Below are 17,158 nucleotides of genomic sequence, written 5' to 3'. Positions count from 1 at the left end.
CAAATTCTCTAACTGCTTCTTTAGGGGGAAGTAAGTCATTACTCATTATTAAATATCCAAGTATTTGCTCCGGTTCTTTAGAAATAAGCTCTTCGGCATATTTTTCATATTTTTTAATACTTTCGGATAAATCGAATTCTATTTTTGTACCTTTAATCCTAATATCCTTTTTTAATCCAGAGTATATGTTTTTCATTTCTTTTTCTTTTTCAATATTTCCGCTTTTATTGTAATTGTCCATTGACTTTAAACAATAGTCTGATGAAACCAAAGGACTATTTAGAGTTCTTTTTGTTAAATCTTCATATTTTTTTCCAATTTCATCTCTCCACTTAGCTGTATTCTCTTTTAGTTTATGATCTATTCTCTCCCCTAATTCTAAGAACGCTATTGCACTATGTGGGTCTTCTTCTAGCGTTAGGGACAATTCAAGACAAATCCGATTAATGCCTCTAAAATCTTCTTTAGAGAATCCTTTTTCATTTAACATTATTCTAATTATTTTTAGTATTATGCGTTTCGACATGTTTCCGCAATCTTTATGATCAAAAATGATTCTTTTAAATTCCAATTTAATTTCTTCTATTTTTTTCTTGGAGTTAAATCCTAAATTACATGCACTTTCGATTGAAATTATCAAGTCACTCCAGAATTTAGCATCTTGATTTTCTTTTACCTCTTTTTCATATCTCCTTGTTAGAACCAAATATGCGTCTACAGCAATTTCTGCATAATTTCCATGCTTTTCAGGGCTATCCCATAAAATATGGGCGTATCGAGCAATTAGTATTGGATTTTTTGTTTCATCTAACCTCTTTTTGATATATCCATAAGTATCTACTGTAAATTTATTCATTTCTGGGATGTTAATTAAATTACCTTTATCATCATAATTTGAGTATTTAGGTATTAATCTACCGCCCTTAATCCCAAAATTAAGAAAATCAATTTCCCATTGGACTAATTTTGCTATTTCTTTTTTATCTTCTTCATACAGGCTATTTCTAAGAATTACCATCGAATCAAAGATATTAGCATTATTTATCTCATGAAAATATTTTAGATCTATTTCCATATATTTATGCATTGATTCCAAATCTCTAAACTCAACCATTTTCCACCCATTTAATAAACAATTGTTTTGTTTAATTATTATTTTTTAAATCAATTTATATGTGTTGTTTTAATTTTTCCTTTCTTTGGAAAAGAAGCAGAATTTGTTATAATTTTGGATTAGACAAGACAATTAATAAGTGAGTTGGGATTTTGAAGATTGATGGGAGAATTAGGATAAAAATAAGAAGGATTATTAATATCATCTCCTGAATTAATCAGTTTAAAAGAAAATATTTATTTCTTATTTATCTTAAAAGGAATTTTTATTTTAGTACTCCTATTTATAATAAATATTTCTCTACTTTTATTTTCATTGAATTTATTAGAAATAACATCTGCATAATAACAAAAAGTTAAAAAAATAAAAGAAATTAAAGCAATTGACTCTTGGTAAAATATATATTTCATCTGTAAATAAATCTTATCTTCTTCGATTGTAGCCATAAAAAGAAGACAAAAAATAATTGTAAAAAGAAGGCCCGTCGTAGTGGCTCCATGTAGTATTCTTATATTTCTAGGGGGTCTTCTTGTATATCCTTTCGCTAAAAAGATACTCAAAGCAACAAAAAACAATCCAATTAACGTTGCATTTACTTGTGCTATAGAACTATAAAAATAATAACTCCTTGTAACCGTCAGATTATGAATATAAGTGTGAGAAACATTATAATCGATTTCTTTTATATTTTCCGACGTATTCTGTAAACCCATATAAAAATAATTACTAACTGGAATAGAAATGATACTAGCTATAATAATAACTCCATATAATATTTTTCTATTGTCTAATATCTTCACAAATATAATCGGATATAATGGTATAAATAATTATCCGTTAATTCCATAAGAGCAAACATTTTTAAAGAATATTAAAAATAAATATGTAACGTAAGGTAGAATATTATGAACACAGAACAAATAGAAATTAGGGCCATTACTGAGGATATTATTGACATGGAAGATTTATCTTCATTTATCTATAGATTGAATATTATTTATAAATTTTGTTATTTTAGTATTATTCAAAAAGAAGTAAGGTATGGATTTCCTTATTATAGACTTCCAAAAATTGAAAAAGACAATAGATTAAAAATATCAAATATTTCTAAAGGCTCATTTACCTTCTATTTAATCCTACCCTTGATTGCATCTTTATATTTAATAATGGTTAGTATATTTGACATAATAGAAAAATATCAAGAAGGATATTTCCCAGAATATGTTTTAAGAAATAATATAGAAAATGATCTAATAAATATTCAAGGATTAGATTATCAAACTAGAAAAAGATTAGTAACACAAATATATTATTTAATTAGGGTAAATATTAAAATAAAAAGGAATGGCAAAAATAATTAAACTCCTTGCTCGTGTGATATTATGCAAGATACTGAAAGAAAAATAAAAGAAGAAATTGAAGAATTGATTAGAGAAGGTAAAGAGATAATAAGAATTTCTTCAAATTCTCCCGCAGATTTAAAGGGTAGTAATCTTTCTTGGATTTCTTCGTGGGTAACAAAAACTGGACATTTAATTTTATCTGTTGTAACAAAAGAAAGTGAATTCTATAAACAATATTCTTCAAGGTTAGATGAAAAAGATTTCTATGGAATTCATTCTAATCATTATGTTCACTTAATCCCAATTTTGGGTTCTTTAGAGGCTTTGTATGATGCCTTAAATAAAGGCCTCTTAGGGGATGTTCGGAACTATATTAGGGCTGAAATATTCACTGATTTCTTAGAAATGGCAGAATATTTTTTAAAAAAAGAAAAAAAAGATCCAGCGGCAATATTAATAGGTGTTGTTCTTGAAGATTCTCTTAGAAAAATCGCAATAACTAATAATATAGATATTTTTAAAGATAATGAAAAATATAAAAATCTTGACGCCTTAAACCAAGAGTTATATTCCAAAGGAATATATAATCTACTAATAAATAAACAGATTACTAGTTACGGCGAAATAAGGAATAAGGCAGTCCATGCAAATTTTGACAAATACGAGCTAAAAGATGTTGAAAGAATGTTATCATTTGTTAAAGATTTCTGTTCTAAATATATGTCATAACCTAATAGACGCCATATTAAACTCCAGACTGAGGAATACAAGCTAAATAAGATTCCCTAAGCTCTTTTGGATCTACATGGCCATAGATATCAATAAATCTTCTAAAACAATACCGCATTAGCTTTAGTAAAAAGTGCGGGGGAAGGGATTTGAACCCCTGGACCCCTGCGGGAATAGATCTTGAGTCTATCGCCTTTAGCCATGCTCGGCAACCCCCGCGTAATGAAAAGTTGATTATGGGAATATAAAAAGGTTTCTAAGTCTTAGTTTTTAGCTCCCTTGAGATATAATAAAATCTTGTAAAGACCGTTATATAAACAACAATCAAAAGAATATAAAGCCCTATCTCCAAATTGATGAAAGAAAACACAAATATTATCAGTATTCTCTCTGCCCTCTCACCAATTCCTACCCCCATGACTTTTACCCCAAGAGCCTCTCCCTTGGCACGCATATAACTAATTAGATATGCTCCAACCATTATTACAAAGCAAAGAGCAAGATCATGTAATAGTCCAATCCCAAGAAGTATTATTCCGTCTCCTACCCTGTCAAATGTTGAATCTAAAAAGCCGCCAAGAACAGTTGTCTTCTTAGTATACTTTGCAACTGAGCCATCAACTAGATCAAGAAACCCTGAAACGGCAAGTGTAATTGCTCCGATATAGGGTAATCCGAGGTAATAATAATAGCCTGAAAAGAAGACAACAACTAAACTGATTGTTGTTATGACATTTGGTGGCAGGAATCTAAAGATTCGCCCGATAAAGTTAACAATTGATACAAATGATTTATTCTTACGGATGTTATTAAGCATGCCTTTAGAATTAATTAAGTCTATTTAAATCTTTTTTATCCTAATTTTATCGGGACAATCATCGTAGATATTACAAATAGTATTATAGCAACTAGAACCATAATCCAATGTTTTCTATCAATAGGTGTTATCTCATCCATTGAGCCAGGATGTCCCCTGTATGCTAGATAAATTCCTATTACTCCCCATAGGCTCCAGCCAGCCCATGTAAATATTCCTATGCCAAATAATGAGGCTGCAACAACAAATGACAGATATCTGTGATGGATAGGCCCTAATACAGCTCTTGCAATGTGGCCACCGTCCAGTTGGCCCATAGGGATTAGGTTAAGCATAGTTACAAATATTCCGGCCCACCCAGCAAAAGCTACAGGATGCAAGTAAAGGGAATTGCCCTCAGTCACAATTACAAGTGATTCAGCAATAAACCTAAAGATTAGCGGCTCACCCAAAAACATTGAGCTCTCGCCAAAGATTGTTATGGGAACAATAGGCGACATCATAACTCCAACTATAGTTATTGGTATCGCTACAAGCATGCCGGCAAGTGGGCCTGAAAGACCCAACTCAATAGCACTATTCTTACTTGGGATAAACGATCTTATGTTTATCACAGCCCCCATTGTGCCAAGAATGAAGGGCGCTGGTATGAAATAAGGGAGTGTCGCATCAACGCCATTTCTTCTTGCAACTAGGTAATGGCCCATTTCATGTGTTCCTAGGATCACCATTATCGAAAAAGAAAATGTTATAGCCCCTATCCAGGGATTTGTCATAAATCCGTAATCAACATGTGGCACTGACATGAAATAGCCAGCAACTGTAGTTGAAATAATTGTTAAGAAAAATAAGATTAGATTTTTTCTATATGAGAAATCTTTTTTTGGCAGAGAAGTCCTTAGGACAACAAAAAGCTTCCCATTTTCTTTTCTTATAAATGGATAAAAATTTATCTTTTCAAAGGAAGAAATTATTTCCTCAGGCTTTTTGAAAAGTTCCCTTACCTCAAATAAAGCAGAATAATTATCGGTCTTGATATTTCCATATGAGAAATTTTCATTTGCAACCTTCATTATGTCCTGTAATTGTACCGGGAGTTCGTTTAGTTCTTGGACAATAACTAGCGATTTGCATGATGGGCACCTATCATAATCTTTTGCTTCAGCTAATAGGTACTCCTTATAACTACATTTCTCGCATCCGAGTATCTTGACCATAAAGAATTCATATTCAAATTACTTATAAAATTTCCCCAATATGCAAAAACTTATTTATCCATTGCCACAATTAAGTATGGGGGTAATATGGACACATATATTATTGATTCAAATTGTAAATATTATGGTCTCGATACGCCAATTCTTATGGAAAATGCCGGAAGAGGGGTAGCATCAGAAATAGAAAAGAGGTTTGGAACAAGAAATAAAATCGCAGTTTTTTGTGGTCTTGGTAATAATGGCGGGGACGGATTTGTATGTGCTAGATACTTATCTAAAGAGAATAGAGTTACAGCGTACCTAGTGGGGGATCCACAAAACATCAAAGAAGGTGCTGCCCTCTCAAAATGGGAGCTTCTGAAACATATTGACATTGAAAAAATACTTCTTAAAGATTCATGCGATATAGAAAAGATACGTCCAGACTTTGAAATCTACGTGGATGCAATATTCGGCGTTGGTGTCAAAGGAACACTTAAGCACCCATACTCCGATGTTATCAACAGGATTAATGAGATTAATGGGATCAAGGTATCCATTGATGTCGCATCTCCATATTTCATGCCAAATGTTATTATCTCGCTCCATACCCCCAAGGAAGGCGCCACTACCGTTGTCGATATAGGGATCCCAAAAGAATTTAATAATTTGACTGGCCCCGGCTATGTCAACAAGCTGAACTCTAGGTCTACTGACTCGCACAAAGGTGATAATGGTAAGGTACTAGTAATAGGAGGATCAAAAGAGTATCACGGGGCGCCAATCTATTCCTCTCTTGCAGCATCATATCTTTCTGATCTCGTCTATGTCGCATCACCCAAGAAATGCTCTAAAGTAATAAAATCTTATTCTCCAGATATGATAGTCTTTCCAACTGAAAAGAATCATTTCATCCCCGAAGATATTGAGCTTCTAAAAAATCTTTCAGAAAAAGTTGATTCAATCTTGGTAGGCATTGGGATGGGCAGAGACTCAGAAACAGTTGAAACAGTGTTAGAGTTTCTAAAAAGTATATCGTGTAAGAAAATAATAATAGATGCCGATGGGCTTTTTGCAATAAAAGGAAATCTTGATATTTTAAAGAAAAATGACGTATGCATAACCCCCCACCACTCTGAATATAAGATGGTTTTTGATGAGCCTTTGACCCATGATAATATTTTAACTAACTCAGAAAAATACCAGACCACAATTGTCACTAAGGGAAAAGTTGACCTCATATCGGATGGTAAAAAAGTTATAAAAAACTTCACGGGAAACTCTGGCATGACCACAGGGGGGACAGGTGACATTCTTTCAGGGCTTATAGCAGCCTTTGCAGCAAAAGGAACTATTATTGAAGCCTCGTGTGCGGGAACCTTCCTAAACGGGATTGCTGGGGATATTACCGCAGAAGAGATAGGTATAAACTTCAGGAGTTCGGATATGCTAAAAAGGATTCCAAGAGCCTTGAAATTCTGCGGGAAATATTAATTTATTTCCCACAACTGCACTTGAGATAATTAACAGTCTCTTTAGCCCATTCGAGCGCCGCATCAGGGCTATTGGCAGTTATAATTTTTCCATCCTTTACAACATTCTTGTCTTCGAAAATCACGCCTTCTTTATCAAAAATATCGGGACCTCCCCAGACAGTTGCTCTTTTGCCCTTAAGAACTCCAGCTCTTGCCATGATATTTGGGGCATAACATATCCCGCCCAATAGGGATAACTTTTTTTCAGCTTCCTTAATGTATTCATGAAGTATTTTATCGTCAGCAAGATTAAAGGTTCCTGGGCCACCAACTAATAGAAAGGCATCATAATCTCCTATATCAATATCTTCAAATCCAAGGACTTCAATAATCTTCCCAAACTTGCTCCAAGCTGTTCCTTTATCATGAGAAACAACATTTACTATGAATCCTTTTTCTTCAAATACCGATTTAGGAACAAATAGCTCCTCATCCCTAAATCCCTCTTGTGCAACCCACATCAAAATGCAGACCATATTTAAATCCCCTATTACTAATTAATAATTGTTTTATATTGCAATTATCTCATAACCCTCTTTCATGTATCTTGCCATGCTTGGGTGGCCAAATAATTCGTCGCATAGATTTAGGTTTTGTTTTTTCGCCTCTTCAATAGTCCCGTTCTTTGTTGCACATGCTTTACATAAGCAGTCTATTAGCCCTTCGTCTTTTGTCCTTACGTAATAGTAGTGTAGCGGATTACCTGCCTCATTTAGTTTTCCAATAAGTCCAGTAGCTGAACCTTCAATTATCAACTTTGTATCGTACCCTTTCGCATGAAACTCTAAGGCATTTATCAAGGCATGTATAAAACACATTGGATCGCCATTAAAGGCAAATATTGCAATCTTTTTCTCCATCCAGAACTCAGTCATTTTTATCACCTTCCATATTTTGCTTGTTTTGGGATTAATTAATAATATACCTTATTTTTCTATAATATTTTAATTAATAAGGAATCTCCCTCTATTTTTATCTCATACTTTTCTTCATCATTAATCTTAAGTTTTAACAGTGGTATTTTAGGCCCGGAAACTACATTTCCCGTTGTAATGTCAAACTTAGAGCCATGTTTTGGGCAAGTTACAATATTCCCCTCCAGTTTTCCTTGAGAAAGATCCCCCGCTCTATGGGTGCATTTGTTATTAATGGCGTAATATTTCTCGCCAAAATTAGAAACTAGAATATCTTTTCCTTCGACTTCAAACTTCTTCATAGTGCCGTCTTTAACATCAGAAATTTTACCTATCTTGACAAATCCCATAATATCCCTATATTAAGTAGGATTCAATCTTATTAAGGTTTATTATGGATTAACGCAAAGATTTAATCGATAAAAAGTAATATTAAATTAAGTTCTTATAAAAATAATAAAAAAAAGAAAAGATAAAAATATCTTTTCTTAAATTAATTCCCGTGTCCTTTATAGCGTATCTTTTTTAAAGGCCCTTCGTAGTAGATTTCTACTTCTTCATTAAGATATTCATAAAGGTACCTTTCAACGGTACTTCTGGGTATGTCCGTATCGTTAACAAGTTCCTGAATGAAGTAGTCTCTTCCGCTGTTCAGCTTTTGCTTTAGAAGGATCCTTAGTTCATTAATACGCTTTTCTCTAGTTTCAAATTGTCTTCTCCATCCCATATTTTTTCACCTTTTAGTGCTAACTATCATCTCTCAATTGTTAGTTACTAATATTGATTATCATTAGTATATAAATCTTTTGGTTTTATAGCTCATCATTAATGCAATATTTATATAATTTAATGATTAAATATTTTTAATTATTGATTTACATTTTTTTAAATATATTAATCGATTAAAAATATGGGGTCAACCGAAACTTTTAAATAATAACGAATATATATTCATTTGGTGATAAAATGTGGGGAAGAACATTCAATAGAGGATTTCATGCCCATTGTGGCAGGAATCTGTACGAGCCTAGCTATGGAATTGCAGGTCTTGGAAGGGGCCGAGGTGGCCTTGGGAGAGGGCCATGCGCATATTTACTAGAGTCAGAGCTCGCTAAAGAGGGAAAAATCTGTAAAGAAGAAGAAAAAAAGATTTTATTGGACAACATAGATTTTTTGAAGAAAGAGATCCAACAGTTAGAAACAAGATTAAATAAAATTTCAGAAGATGTGGAATAAAATGGTAGGTTTTAGACACGTTAGAGGTCCAGAAGGAGAATGTATCTATACCAAATGCGGCCACAAAGAATCACATGAAAGAGACACTCCTTGTTTATCTAAGAAGTGTCCAAAATGTAGCGCTGTAATGATAAGGTATTCCTTAGGAGGGTTAAGATGAGGATAGCTATATCTTCAGCAGGTACAGACCTCACATCCCAAGTAGATCAGAGATTTGGCAGGTGCAGTTACTTTTTAATAGTTGATGTCGAAACAAATAATTTTGAAGTATATCCAAACTCTGCCGCGTCTGCATCCAATGGTGCAGGTATAGAGGCGGCAAAGAATCTTATTAAGAAGGGCATAAAAGCAGTAATTAGTGGAAACATTGGGCCAAACGCATTTCAGATTCTACAAGCTGAGGGAATAGAAGTTGTGCAAGAATTTAAAGGAACGGTAAATGAAGCAGTTAAAATTTTCAAGGAAGGTAATTATTCTAAAGCTTCATCACCTAACGTTAATACACATTCAGGATTAAGAAGGTAGACGATCACATGAAACTTTGTTTTCCAACAGAAGGTAATGCAGGATTTATTGAATTAATAGGCGAACATTTTGGAAGAACTCCTACTTATACCATATATGACCTTAAGTCTCATGATATCAAAGTCATTGAGAACACAAGTGAACATATGGGAGGGATTGGATATCCGCCAGAACTTATGAAAAAAGAAGGCGTTGATATTCTTATATGCAGGGGTTTAGGCAGAAGAGCACTAAGTATGTTTATTGAATACGGAATTGAAGTATATATTGGGGCAACAGGAAGCGTTGAGGACGCTATATCTGATTATAAAAATATGAAACTCAAAAAAGCTACAGTTTCTGATTCATGCAGCGAGCATAAATTTGGTGATCACAGCAACGGAAGCTGTCATCATTAATTTTTCTTTTTTAACTAGTGATTAGATGATATTGTCCATAGCTAGCGGGAAAGGAGGTACTGGGAAAACTACAGTCTCAGTAAATTTAGCCTTAAGTTTAGATAGAGTTCAATTGATAGATTGTGACGTTGAAGAGCCAAATGACAATATTTTCATCAAAGCTAGAATAGAAAATACTCAAGATGTAAAAGTAGAAATACCTGAAATCGATTGCGAGAAGTGTTTAAGTTGTGGAAAATGTGCAGACTTTTGTAATTTTAATGCAATAATAGATCTCCCCTCTGGAATAAAAGTCTTCTCGGGACTCTGCCATTCTTGCGGAGGATGTAAATTGGCCTGCCCAAATGACGCAATAAACTGGGCAGATAAAAAAATTGGGGTTATACGAAGGGGAACTAGCGGAGGGATTTCATTTTTCGAGGGTATTTTAGATATTGGTGAGGTTCGCCCAACCCCAATAATAAAAGCGCTGAAGTACCAGATAAGATCAGATATCGACACTATACTTGACTGCCCCCCAGGAACTTCTTGCTCTTTTCTTGAAACAGTGAATGGTTCAGATTTCTGCGTTTTAGTTACAGAGCCGACACCTTTTGGATTCAATGATTTAAAAATAGCTGTAGAAGCACTAAAAGAAATGAGAATTCCTTTTGGGGTAATAATCAATCGTGATGGAATAGGTGACGATGAAATTGAACTGTTCTGTAAGCACGAAATGATTCCAATACTACTTAAAATACCCTACAACGAAGATATAGCAAAACTATACTCAAAAGGAGAGGTATTTTTAGATTATTTCCCAGAAATCAGTGGGCAGCTTGTCCTCATGTTTAATAACATTAAGGGTAGAGAAAAATGAAGCAGATTGCAGTAGTAAGTGGCAAAGGCGGAACTGGTAAGAGCTCATTAGTTTTGGCATTTGCCTCTCTTGCGAAAAATACCGTCATAGCAGATTGTGATGTTGATGCATCAAACCTGCACATAGTTCTAAATCCCACAATATTGAAAACAAAAGATTTCATTGGCTCGCAAATAGCTCATATTGACAAAAACAAGTGTACTAATTGTTTAGCATGCTATCTTGGGTGTAAATTCGGTGCAGTCACTAAGGATATTAAGATAACAGCAAACCTATGTGAAGGTTGCGGAGTTTGTCATTTTTTATGCGCTTCCAAAGCTATAACCATGAGTGATAAAATATCCGGTTATACTTATGTTTCAAAAACTCGTTTAGGTATTTTGGCGCATGCATTTTTAAAACCTGGTGCACAATCTTCTGGAAAACTTGTAAATGAAGTAAGAAAAAATGCAATAAAAATTTCAATCGAGGATAATAAAGATTTAATACTTATTGATGGGCCGCCTGGAATAGGCTGTCCAGTGATATCTACAATCACAGGGATTAACCTTGCTATTATTGTAACAGAACCGACATTTTCTGCGATTCATGATCTTGAACGAGTACTTGAAGTTAATGGGCACTTTGGGGTTAAATCTGTCGTTTGTATAAATAAATTTGACATAAATATGCAAAATACTTCAAATATCAAAGAGTACTGCAATAGAAACAATATCCTTGTGATTGGGGAGTTGCCCTATAATCCTATTGTAAATTCGGCAATTGTTTCACGCAAGACGTTAATCGAACTTCCCGATTCACCATTATCGCTTAAAATAATTGAAATATGGGAAAAAATTATGGAGTTACTAAAAGATTAAAATGGAATCTAAAAACTTAGTTTTTGGGCCTGTACCTTCTAGAAGATTGGGCCGAAGTTTTGGGATAAATAACATACCTCCAAAGATATGCACATATTCTTGTATTTATTGCCAAATTGGAAGAACTTTCAATATGAGTTCTGAAAGAAGCATTTTTTATCAACCTGAATATATTCTTGAATCTGTAAAATCTAAAGTAAAAGATACCATAAATAAAGGTGGCTCTATAGACTACCTTACTTTTGTACCCGACGGTGAGCCAACACTTGACAAAAATCTGGGCATGGAAATAGATCTATTGAAATCAATGGACATAAGGATTGCAATAATCACTAATTCGTCCTTGTTGTGGCTTGATGAAGTAAGAGACGCTTTATATAAGGCCGATCTTGTATCTGTAAAGGTCGATTCGATTGATCCAGCCATTTGGAAGAAAATAAATCGGCCATGTAAATCCCTTGATATTGAAGAAATCAAATCAGGTTTGATAAAATTCTCAAAAAACTTCAAAGGTATTTTATTCACTGAAACTATGTTAGTTAGAGGTTATAACGATAAACCTCTCAATCTAATTAATACTGCAAGCTTTATTAAAAGATTAAATCCTCAGAAAAGCTTTATTTCAGTTCCAATAAGGCCACCAGCAGAAAAATCAGCCGACATCCCCAAAGAAGATACTATTAATCTTGCTTATCAGATTTTTAATGAGAATAATCTTGAGACAGAGTTATTGATAGGGTACGAGGGAAATGATTTTTTTTATTCCGGGAATGTAGAAGAAGAGCTTTTGAGTATAGTTTCTGTCCATCCAATGAGAGAAGATGCACTTGATTCTTATCTAAGAAAAGCTGGTAGAGGATTTGACATTGTAAAAAATATGCTTGAAAAAGATAAAATAAGAGAAATAAACTATAAAGGTAAAAAATACTATTTGAGAAAGCTTTAATCCTTTAATAGGAATTTATCGAGGACATCTTTTGCCTTTTCTCTGTTTTCCTGGTGTGTTGTGATAAACTTGACTAGTTTTTCACTTAAGAGATTCTTGCACTCTCCGCAGAACACTTCTCCACGTTTGCAGCCGTCATGAATCTCCTTTATCTTCTTGTTGTCATCTTCAAAGATAAAATAAAGGTATTGATATATTGTACAGACTCCTGGATTTCCGCCCTTTTCCTTATGCTCCTTTATAGTCTGCCCTCCACCAGTGAAAGCTCGTTTGATTTTTTTGTCGACTTCTTTTGGTGGGTCAACAGAAAAAATTGCAGTATCGCTCTTTGAAGCAGACATCTTGCCACTAGGCCCTTCAAGTCCTGGGAGAAACATGTTATGTATTGCAGCTGGTTTGTAGTAACCAAGTTTTGGTGCAACGTCTCTTGAAATTCTCCAGTAAGGGTCTTGGTCAATTGCCGCTGGAATTAAAACAGGAACATTGTATCCTTTTAGAACAGAAGGCAAAAAGCAGGGGGCTGCCTGAACGGAGGGGAAGAATACCATCCCGATATTAGTTGAATTCTTGAAGCCAAAAACGGCCTTAGCTGTGGAAGTTGTCACATTCTTTGCAACCTGGATTGATATTTTGTAAAGCGTTTTTGCATAATCGATATCAGAGAAGATGAACGTTTTTTTCGGGTCAAATCCCAAAGCAATTACGTCGAGTGCATTCTCGTAGGCAAACGCATGTGTCTGTTCAAGTGTAAGGTCTGGTCTCATCATGAACTTTTCATCATCTGTCATCTGGAAATAGAACTCACAATCGAATTTGTCCTGGAGCCATTTACAAAATATCCACGGGACAAGGTGGCCAATGTGGGTATGCCCAGAAGGTCCTCTTCCAGTATATAGGGCAAACTTTTCGCCTTCTTCATACTTCTTTAAGATCCATCCCAAGTCTCTATGTGAAAAGAATAATTTCCTTCTGAGAAATGGATGTAAATCTCCCGTATACTTCTTTATAGTATTTAATAACTCTTCAGTAAGGATATCAGTTCCAAACTGTTTTATGAGTTTATTATAATCAATTTCCCCTTCTACTTCCCAAGGGGTAACAACTGACTCGTCCATAATATCAGAATAACCTGATTTTAGTTCTTTTTAAGTTTAATCTTTTCTTATATCCTTTCGTTGGGCCATTCTATATGCACAGACTACAAGAGTCTTGCCTGAAAGTTCGGTATCCAGTTCATCATCACCAGTGTCAACTAGAAGAAAGGGTGTATTATCGAGTTTTTGAGGAGTTGCTATGATTATTATATTTTCTTTTCCAACTTTTCTTAAAACTTGGCTTGAAATCTGCTGATTTCCTCTACCAAAGACAAATCCCTGTGCCCCTATAGGGCTCACAATTATCTTTACACTTTTTTCATTTTGGATGTATTCTAAAATTGCCTTTTCATTTACGTCACTTGCAATGAGTTTTTCATCTTTTATTAAATCTACACCAAGCATTGTCTTTTTTAGCCCCATAACTTCTGCAATCTTTGCAGTTGTAGAACCTGCGCCAACTAGATACAAAGACCCATCTGACATAAACTCGCTGGCAAATACCGCTATGCCTTCCTTTGCCATCTCTTCATCTTGGCCTTCAAATACAGCCTTTGCATCCTGTATTAGATTGGGCACGTAAGGAGTTTTTAGATAGCCATACAACTTCATTATGAATTTATCAGCACGATAACTTTCTTCATCTATATCTAGAACATCGGAATCCTTGTACTTTGAGTTTCCTTCTAGAAAAGCCTTGAGAAGATCAGAAGCAGCCTTGGGATTAATTGCAAAAACTGATGAAAACATCTTTACTCCTGCAGGCATTCCAATAACTGGAATCTCTGTACCGATAGCTTCACAAATATCTCTTGCTGTACCATCTCCCCCACAGAATATTATGAGCTCAACTTTTCTCTTTTTGAACTCTTCTATCGTTTTTAGAGTATCCTCTCTGCTAGTTAATCCCTTAACTGTATAAACAACTTCATATTCAAGCTCTTTGTTTTTTATTAAGTCTTCGCCCATCTCACTAGAAGGAACAAGAAATTTTACATCTTTTACTTTACCAAGTGATTCAAAAAATACTTCCGCCCTGTTTTTTGACACCTTTTCTGCACCAAGTTCTAGGGCTTTTTCATATAGTCCGTCAGTTCCTTTTAGCCCAACTGAACCTCCCATACCAGAAATGGGATTGACCAAAAAACCAAGAGTTTTCATTTTATCACAAAAATAAAAAATAGGAGGATTAATCCTCCTGAATCTTTGGAAGTTTTTTAAGAGACTGCTTTACAAGTTCTACTGGGTACTCGTAGTCTGTTAATTTGCCATGAATGTATAGTTCGTAGGATTTAAGGTCGAAGTGTCCATGTCCGCTTGCATTGAATAGAATTACCTTCTCTTCGCCAGTTTGTTTGCACTTCTTTGCTTCTTCAATAACAGATTTAACTGCATGAGCAGTTTCTGGAGCTGGAACATGCCCCTCTGTTTGTGCAAAGAGCATTGCCGCCTCAAATACTTCTGTTTGGTGGTATGCTTGAGCTTCGATAATGTTTTGGTCTTTTAGTGAACTTACTATTGGTGAGGCACCGTGGTATCTTAATCCTCCGGCATGGATGCCTGGGGGGATGAAGTCATGACCCAAAGTAAACATTTTTGCAATTGGACCTAGCTTTGTGGAGTCACCATAATCGAATGCATAAAGACCTTTGGTAAGGGTTGGACATGAGTGCGGTTCAACGGCAACAACTCTTAGATCCTTTTTATCTCCCTTTAGTTTATCGTGTATGAATGGAAATGAAACGCCAGCAAAGTTGGAGCCGCCGCCAACACAACCGATTACTATGTCTGGATATCTCTCTTCCATCTTTAACTGTTCTCTAGCTTCAAGACCGATTACTGTCTGGTGCATACAAACGTGATTTAAAACACTCCCAAGAGAATATTTTGTATCTTCATGTGTTGCTGCATCCTCTACTGCTTCAGATATGGCAATTCCAAGACTTCCGGGATGTTCTGGATTATCTTTTAGGAAAGATCTTCCTGCATTTGTCTTATTGCTTGGGCTTGGGAATACTTCTGCTCCCCATAAATGTATTAGATTTCTTCTGTAAGGTTTTTGTTCGTAACTTACTCTTACCATGTAAACTCTGCACGTTATGTCAAATAAACTCGTTGCGTAGCTTAATGCAGATCCCCACTGCCCTGCACCAGTTTCAGTTGTTATTGTTTGTGTACCTTCTTTCATATTATAGTATGCTTGGGCTACTGCTGTGTTTGGCTTGTGACTGCCTGCAGGTGAAACCCCTTCCCATTTAAAATAAATTTTTGCAGGTGTTTTTAGGGCCTTCTCTAATCTTAGAGCTCTGTAAAGAGGAGAAGGTCTCCATACTGCATAAATATCACGTATGTCTTGTGGAATATCAATCCATCTTTCTTGAGATACTTCCTGTTTTATTATTTCCATTGGAAAGATTACTGAAAGTTCTTCCAATGTTGCCCTTTTCAATGTTTGTGGGCTGTATACCGGCGGCAGAGGTTTTGGAAGATCTGCCTGTATGTTATACCATCTTTTTGGCATTTCGTTTTCATCCAAAAATATTTTGGTTTTTTCCATGTTTATCCTCCTTTAATATTTTATTAAAATCTAAGATATAATTTATCTAAAATAAAATAAGACTTCTAAAAAGCCTAGATGTCTAATTTATACAAAAATTCCTATGAGTAAGCGAAAACCTGAAGGTAGGTCGCTTAGTATCGCCACCACCAAAATCTAAGAAAAGAGTCTTTTGTGACTACTTTGGTTGTATTGGATGGGTCTAAACTCATAGTACCAAAAATTTTATCATAAATCTATTTATAAATCTTTTGTATGGATTACTTCTTTGCCTTTCCTTGATTAGCAACTGACTTTATGGCCTTTTCGATTTTTTCTGCATCTCCTAAGTAGTAATGTTTTATTGGCCTTAGATTTTTATCGAGTTCATAGACTAGCGGTATACCGGTAGGTATGTTTAGGTTTACTATATCTTCTTCAGAGACGTTATCCAGATACTTTACAAGCGCTCTAAGACTGTTGCCATGTGCAACAATTAGCACCTTTTTACCATTTTTTATTGTAGGGGCTATTGTATCATGCCAGTATGGCATAAATCTCTCAACAGTATCTTTGAGACATTCGCTTTGTGGAAGTTGTTCAGCAGTTAAATCTTTGTAACGAGGATCAAAACCAGGAAATCTTTTGTCATTTTTTTCTAATTCTGGTGGCCTTATATCATAGCTTCTTCTCCAGATTAGAACCTGCTTTTCACCATACTTTTCAGCCATCTCTGATTTGTTTAGCCCTTGAAGTGCGCCATAATGCCTCTCATTTAGTCTCCAAGAGTTAATTACTGGAATCCACATAAGGTCCATCTCATCCAATGTCAACCACAATGTTCGTATAGCCCTTTTTAATACTGAAGTATAAGCTATGTCAAAATCATATCCCAATTCAAGCAAGACTTTACCCGCTTTTTTAGCTTCGTCAATTCCTTTTTCAGAAAGGTCAACATCAGTCCATCCAGTAAATCTGTTTTCCTTGTTCCAAGTACTTTCTCCATGCCTCAATAGAACAACTTTATACATCTAAATCTCCTGAAGTATTCTTATT

General features: G+C 34.8%; 22 protein-coding genes and 1 tRNA gene. 10 read left to right on the top strand and 13 right to left on the bottom strand.

Annotation, left to right across the window (positions count from 1 at the left end; translation table 11 throughout):
* Nucleotides 1–1,114 (bottom strand): hypothetical protein (locus PLI06_09240; protein ID HOI77776.1); only part of this gene is annotated, 1,114 nt, incomplete at its 3' end.
* A 236-nt stretch (nt 1,115–1,350) separates the two neighbouring features.
* Nucleotides 1,351–1,914 (bottom strand): hypothetical protein, encoded by a 564-nt coding sequence (locus PLI06_09235; protein ID HOI77775.1) that lies wholly within the window; start codon nt 1,912–1,914, stop codon nt 1,351–1,353.
* A 105-nt stretch (nt 1,915–2,019) separates the two neighbouring features.
* Between PLI06_09235 and PLI06_09230 the strand changes: the two genes are divergently transcribed.
* Nucleotides 2,020–2,475: a hypothetical protein gene (locus PLI06_09230; GenBank protein HOI77774.1), complete on the top strand. Its 456-nt coding sequence runs from the start codon at nt 2,020–2,022 to the stop codon at nt 2,473–2,475.
* A 21-nt stretch (nt 2,476–2,496) separates the two neighbouring features.
* On the top strand, nt 2,497–3,186 hold the full coding sequence (locus PLI06_09225) for a hypothetical protein (protein ID HOI77773.1): 690 nt from the start codon (nt 2,497–2,499) through the stop codon (nt 3,184–3,186).
* A gap of 134 nt (nt 3,187–3,320) precedes the next feature.
* On the opposite strand, the gene PLI06_09220 is transcribed toward PLI06_09225, so the two are convergent.
* From PLI06_09220 to PLI06_09210, 3 genes are all read right to left on the bottom strand, one after another.
* Nucleotides 3,321–3,405, bottom strand: a tRNA-Leu gene (locus PLI06_09220).
* 37 nt (nt 3,406–3,442) lie between these two features.
* Nucleotides 3,443–4,003, bottom strand: a complete 561-nt coding sequence (locus PLI06_09215) for a CDP-alcohol phosphatidyltransferase family protein (protein ID HOI77772.1) — start codon at nt 4,001–4,003, stop codon at nt 3,443–3,445.
* A 35-nt stretch (nt 4,004–4,038) separates the two neighbouring features.
* Nucleotides 4,039–5,220: a site-2 protease family protein gene (locus tag PLI06_09210; GenBank protein ID HOI77771.1), complete on the bottom strand. Its 1,182-nt coding sequence runs from the start codon at nt 5,218–5,220 to the stop codon at nt 4,039–4,041.
* Nucleotides 5,221–5,307: 87 nt separating this feature from the next.
* On the opposite strand from PLI06_09210, the gene PLI06_09205 reads away from it, so the two are divergent.
* Nucleotides 5,308–6,693: an NAD(P)H-hydrate dehydratase gene (locus PLI06_09205; protein ID HOI77770.1), complete on the top strand. Its 1,386-nt coding sequence runs from the start codon at nt 5,308–5,310 to the stop codon at nt 6,691–6,693.
* 1 nt (nt 6,694) lies between these two features.
* Here PLI06_09205 and PLI06_09200 read toward each other — a convergent pair whose 3' ends face one another.
* The 4 genes from PLI06_09200 to PLI06_09185 all read right to left on the bottom strand — a co-directional run bounded on the left by PLI06_09200 (nt 6,695) and on the right by PLI06_09185 (nt 8,375).
* On the bottom strand, nt 6,695–7,210 hold the full coding sequence (locus PLI06_09200) for a DJ-1/PfpI family protein (GenBank protein HOI77769.1): 516 nt from the start codon (nt 7,208–7,210) through the stop codon (nt 6,695–6,697).
* A gap of 33 nt (nt 7,211–7,243) precedes the next feature.
* The gene (locus PLI06_09195; protein ID HOI77768.1) at nt 7,244–7,609 is read right to left on the bottom strand and encodes a cytoplasmic protein; all 366 of its coding nucleotides are present in this window, start codon (nt 7,607–7,609) and stop codon (nt 7,244–7,246) included.
* Nucleotides 7,610–7,668: 59 nt separating this feature from the next.
* The gene (locus tag PLI06_09190; GenBank protein ID HOI77767.1) at nt 7,669–7,998 is read right to left on the bottom strand and encodes a Rieske 2Fe-2S domain-containing protein; all 330 of its coding nucleotides are present in this window, start codon (nt 7,996–7,998) and stop codon (nt 7,669–7,671) included.
* Between the two features lie 143 nt (nt 7,999–8,141).
* Nucleotides 8,142–8,375 (bottom strand): hypothetical protein, encoded by a 234-nt coding sequence (locus PLI06_09185; GenBank protein ID HOI77766.1) that lies wholly within the window; start codon nt 8,373–8,375, stop codon nt 8,142–8,144.
* A 239-nt stretch (nt 8,376–8,614) separates the two neighbouring features.
* Here PLI06_09185 and PLI06_09180 point away from each other — a divergent pair, with 239 nt between their 5' ends.
* Genes PLI06_09180 through PLI06_09150 form a run of 7 tightly spaced genes read left to right on the top strand, consistent with a single transcriptional unit; the run spans nt 8,615 to nt 12,472 of the window.
* Nucleotides 8,615–8,884 carry a hypothetical protein gene (locus tag PLI06_09180; protein ID HOI77765.1) on the top strand — a complete coding sequence of 90 codons (270 nt, stop codon included), beginning with the start codon at nt 8,615–8,617 and terminating at the stop codon, nt 8,882–8,884.
* Between the two features lies 1 nt (nt 8,885).
* The gene (locus PLI06_09175) at nt 8,886–9,044 is read left to right on the top strand and encodes a hypothetical protein (GenBank protein HOI77764.1); all 159 of its coding nucleotides are present in this window, start codon (nt 8,886–8,888) and stop codon (nt 9,042–9,044) included.
* Entirely contained in the window at nt 9,041–9,409 is a 369-nt protein-coding gene (locus PLI06_09170; GenBank protein ID HOI77763.1) for a NifB/NifX family molybdenum-iron cluster-binding protein, read from the top strand. Before PLI06_09175 ends, PLI06_09170 begins: the two co-directional genes overlap by 4 nt.
* An 8-nt stretch (nt 9,410–9,417) precedes the next feature.
* Nucleotides 9,418–9,807, top strand: a complete 390-nt coding sequence (locus PLI06_09165; protein ID HOI77762.1) for a NifB/NifX family molybdenum-iron cluster-binding protein — start codon at nt 9,418–9,420, stop codon at nt 9,805–9,807.
* 25 nt (nt 9,808–9,832) lie between these two features.
* The gene (locus tag PLI06_09160) at nt 9,833–10,666 is read left to right on the top strand and encodes an ATP-binding protein (GenBank protein HOI77761.1); all 834 of its coding nucleotides are present in this window, start codon (nt 9,833–9,835) and stop codon (nt 10,664–10,666) included.
* Nucleotides 10,663–11,526: an ATP-binding protein gene (locus PLI06_09155; GenBank protein HOI77760.1), complete on the top strand. Its 864-nt coding sequence runs from the start codon at nt 10,663–10,665 to the stop codon at nt 11,524–11,526. The genes PLI06_09160 and PLI06_09155 overlap by 4 nt, the downstream gene beginning before the upstream one ends.
* Nucleotide 11,527: 1 nt before the next feature.
* Nucleotides 11,528–12,472, top strand: a complete 945-nt coding sequence (locus PLI06_09150; protein ID HOI77759.1) for a radical SAM protein — start codon at nt 11,528–11,530, stop codon at nt 12,470–12,472.
* On the opposite strand, the gene PLI06_09145 is transcribed toward PLI06_09150, so the two are convergent.
* The 4 genes from PLI06_09145 to gpmA form a co-directional block, all read right to left on the bottom strand.
* On the bottom strand, nt 12,469–13,587 hold the full coding sequence (locus PLI06_09145) for a tryptophan--tRNA ligase (protein ID HOI77758.1): 1,119 nt from the start codon (nt 13,585–13,587) through the stop codon (nt 12,469–12,471). The two genes, PLI06_09150 and PLI06_09145, sit on opposite strands and share 4 nt — an antisense overlap.
* Before the next feature lie 36 nt (nt 13,588–13,623).
* Nucleotides 13,624–14,727, bottom strand: coding sequence for an ATP-NAD kinase family protein (locus tag PLI06_09140; protein HOI77757.1), 1,104 nt, complete (start codon nt 14,725–14,727; stop codon nt 13,624–13,626).
* A 28-nt stretch (nt 14,728–14,755) separates the two neighbouring features.
* A complete protein-coding gene (locus PLI06_09135; protein ID HOI77756.1) occupies nt 14,756–16,123 on the bottom strand; it encodes a TrpB-like pyridoxal phosphate-dependent enzyme in 1,368 nt (455 codons plus the stop codon).
* Nucleotides 16,124–16,383: 260 nt separating this feature from the next.
* A complete protein-coding gene (gpmA, locus tag PLI06_09130) occupies nt 16,384–17,133 on the bottom strand; it encodes a 2,3-diphosphoglycerate-dependent phosphoglycerate mutase (protein HOI77755.1) in 750 nt (249 codons plus the stop codon).
* Nucleotides 17,134–17,158: the final 25 nt, after the last annotated feature.

This window comes from Methanofastidiosum sp., assembly GCA_035362715.1.
Taxonomy (GTDB): Archaea; Methanobacteriota_B; Thermococci; order Methanofastidiosales; family Methanofastidiosaceae; genus Methanofastidiosum.
This window is presented reverse-complemented; position numbering and strand designations above follow the sequence as displayed.

Excerpts from the sequence above, each read along its gene's own strand:
- PLI06_09230 (HOI77774.1), top strand. The coding sequence starts at position 2,020 with ATGAACACAGAACAAATAGAAATTAGGGCCATTACTGAGGATATTATT.
- PLI06_09225 (HOI77773.1), top strand. The coding sequence starts at position 2,497 with ATGCAAGATACTGAAAGAAAAATAAAAGAAGAAATTGAAGAATTGATT.
- PLI06_09215 (HOI77772.1), bottom strand. The coding sequence starts at position 4,003 with ATGCTTAATAACATCCGTAAGAATAAATCATTTGTATCAATTGTTAAC.
- PLI06_09210 (HOI77771.1), bottom strand. The coding sequence starts at position 5,220 with ATGGTCAAGATACTCGGATGCGAGAAATGTAGTTATAAGGAGTACCTA.
- PLI06_09205 (HOI77770.1), top strand. The coding sequence starts at position 5,308 with ATGGACACATATATTATTGATTCAAATTGTAAATATTATGGTCTCGAT.
- PLI06_09200 (HOI77769.1), bottom strand. The coding sequence starts at position 7,210 with ATGGTCTGCATTTTGATGTGGGTTGCACAAGAGGGATTTAGGGATGAG.
- PLI06_09195 (HOI77768.1), bottom strand. The coding sequence starts at position 7,609 with ATGACTGAGTTCTGGATGGAGAAAAAGATTGCAATATTTGCCTTTAAT.
- PLI06_09190 (HOI77767.1), bottom strand. The coding sequence starts at position 7,998 with ATGGGATTTGTCAAGATAGGTAAAATTTCTGATGTTAAAGACGGCACT.
- PLI06_09185 (HOI77766.1), bottom strand. The coding sequence starts at position 8,375 with ATGGGATGGAGAAGACAATTTGAAACTAGAGAAAAGCGTATTAATGAA.
- PLI06_09180 (HOI77765.1), top strand. The coding sequence starts at position 8,615 with ATGTGGGGAAGAACATTCAATAGAGGATTTCATGCCCATTGTGGCAGG.
- PLI06_09175 (HOI77764.1), top strand. The coding sequence starts at position 8,886 with ATGGTAGGTTTTAGACACGTTAGAGGTCCAGAAGGAGAATGTATCTAT.
- PLI06_09170 (HOI77763.1), top strand. The coding sequence starts at position 9,041 with ATGAGGATAGCTATATCTTCAGCAGGTACAGACCTCACATCCCAAGTA.
- PLI06_09165 (HOI77762.1), top strand. The coding sequence starts at position 9,418 with ATGAAACTTTGTTTTCCAACAGAAGGTAATGCAGGATTTATTGAATTA.
- PLI06_09160 (HOI77761.1), top strand. The coding sequence starts at position 9,833 with ATGATATTGTCCATAGCTAGCGGGAAAGGAGGTACTGGGAAAACTACA.
- PLI06_09155 (HOI77760.1), top strand. The coding sequence starts at position 10,663 with ATGAAGCAGATTGCAGTAGTAAGTGGCAAAGGCGGAACTGGTAAGAGC.
- PLI06_09150 (HOI77759.1), top strand. The coding sequence starts at position 11,528 with ATGGAATCTAAAAACTTAGTTTTTGGGCCTGTACCTTCTAGAAGATTG.
- PLI06_09145 (HOI77758.1), bottom strand. The coding sequence starts at position 13,587 with ATGGACGAGTCAGTTGTTACCCCTTGGGAAGTAGAAGGGGAAATTGAT.
- PLI06_09140 (HOI77757.1), bottom strand. The coding sequence starts at position 14,727 with ATGAAAACTCTTGGTTTTTTGGTCAATCCCATTTCTGGTATGGGAGGT.
- PLI06_09135 (HOI77756.1), bottom strand. The coding sequence starts at position 16,123 with ATGGAAAAAACCAAAATATTTTTGGATGAAAACGAAATGCCAAAAAGA.
- gpmA (HOI77755.1), bottom strand. The coding sequence starts at position 17,133 with ATGTATAAAGTTGTTCTATTGAGGCATGGAGAAAGTACTTGGAACAAG.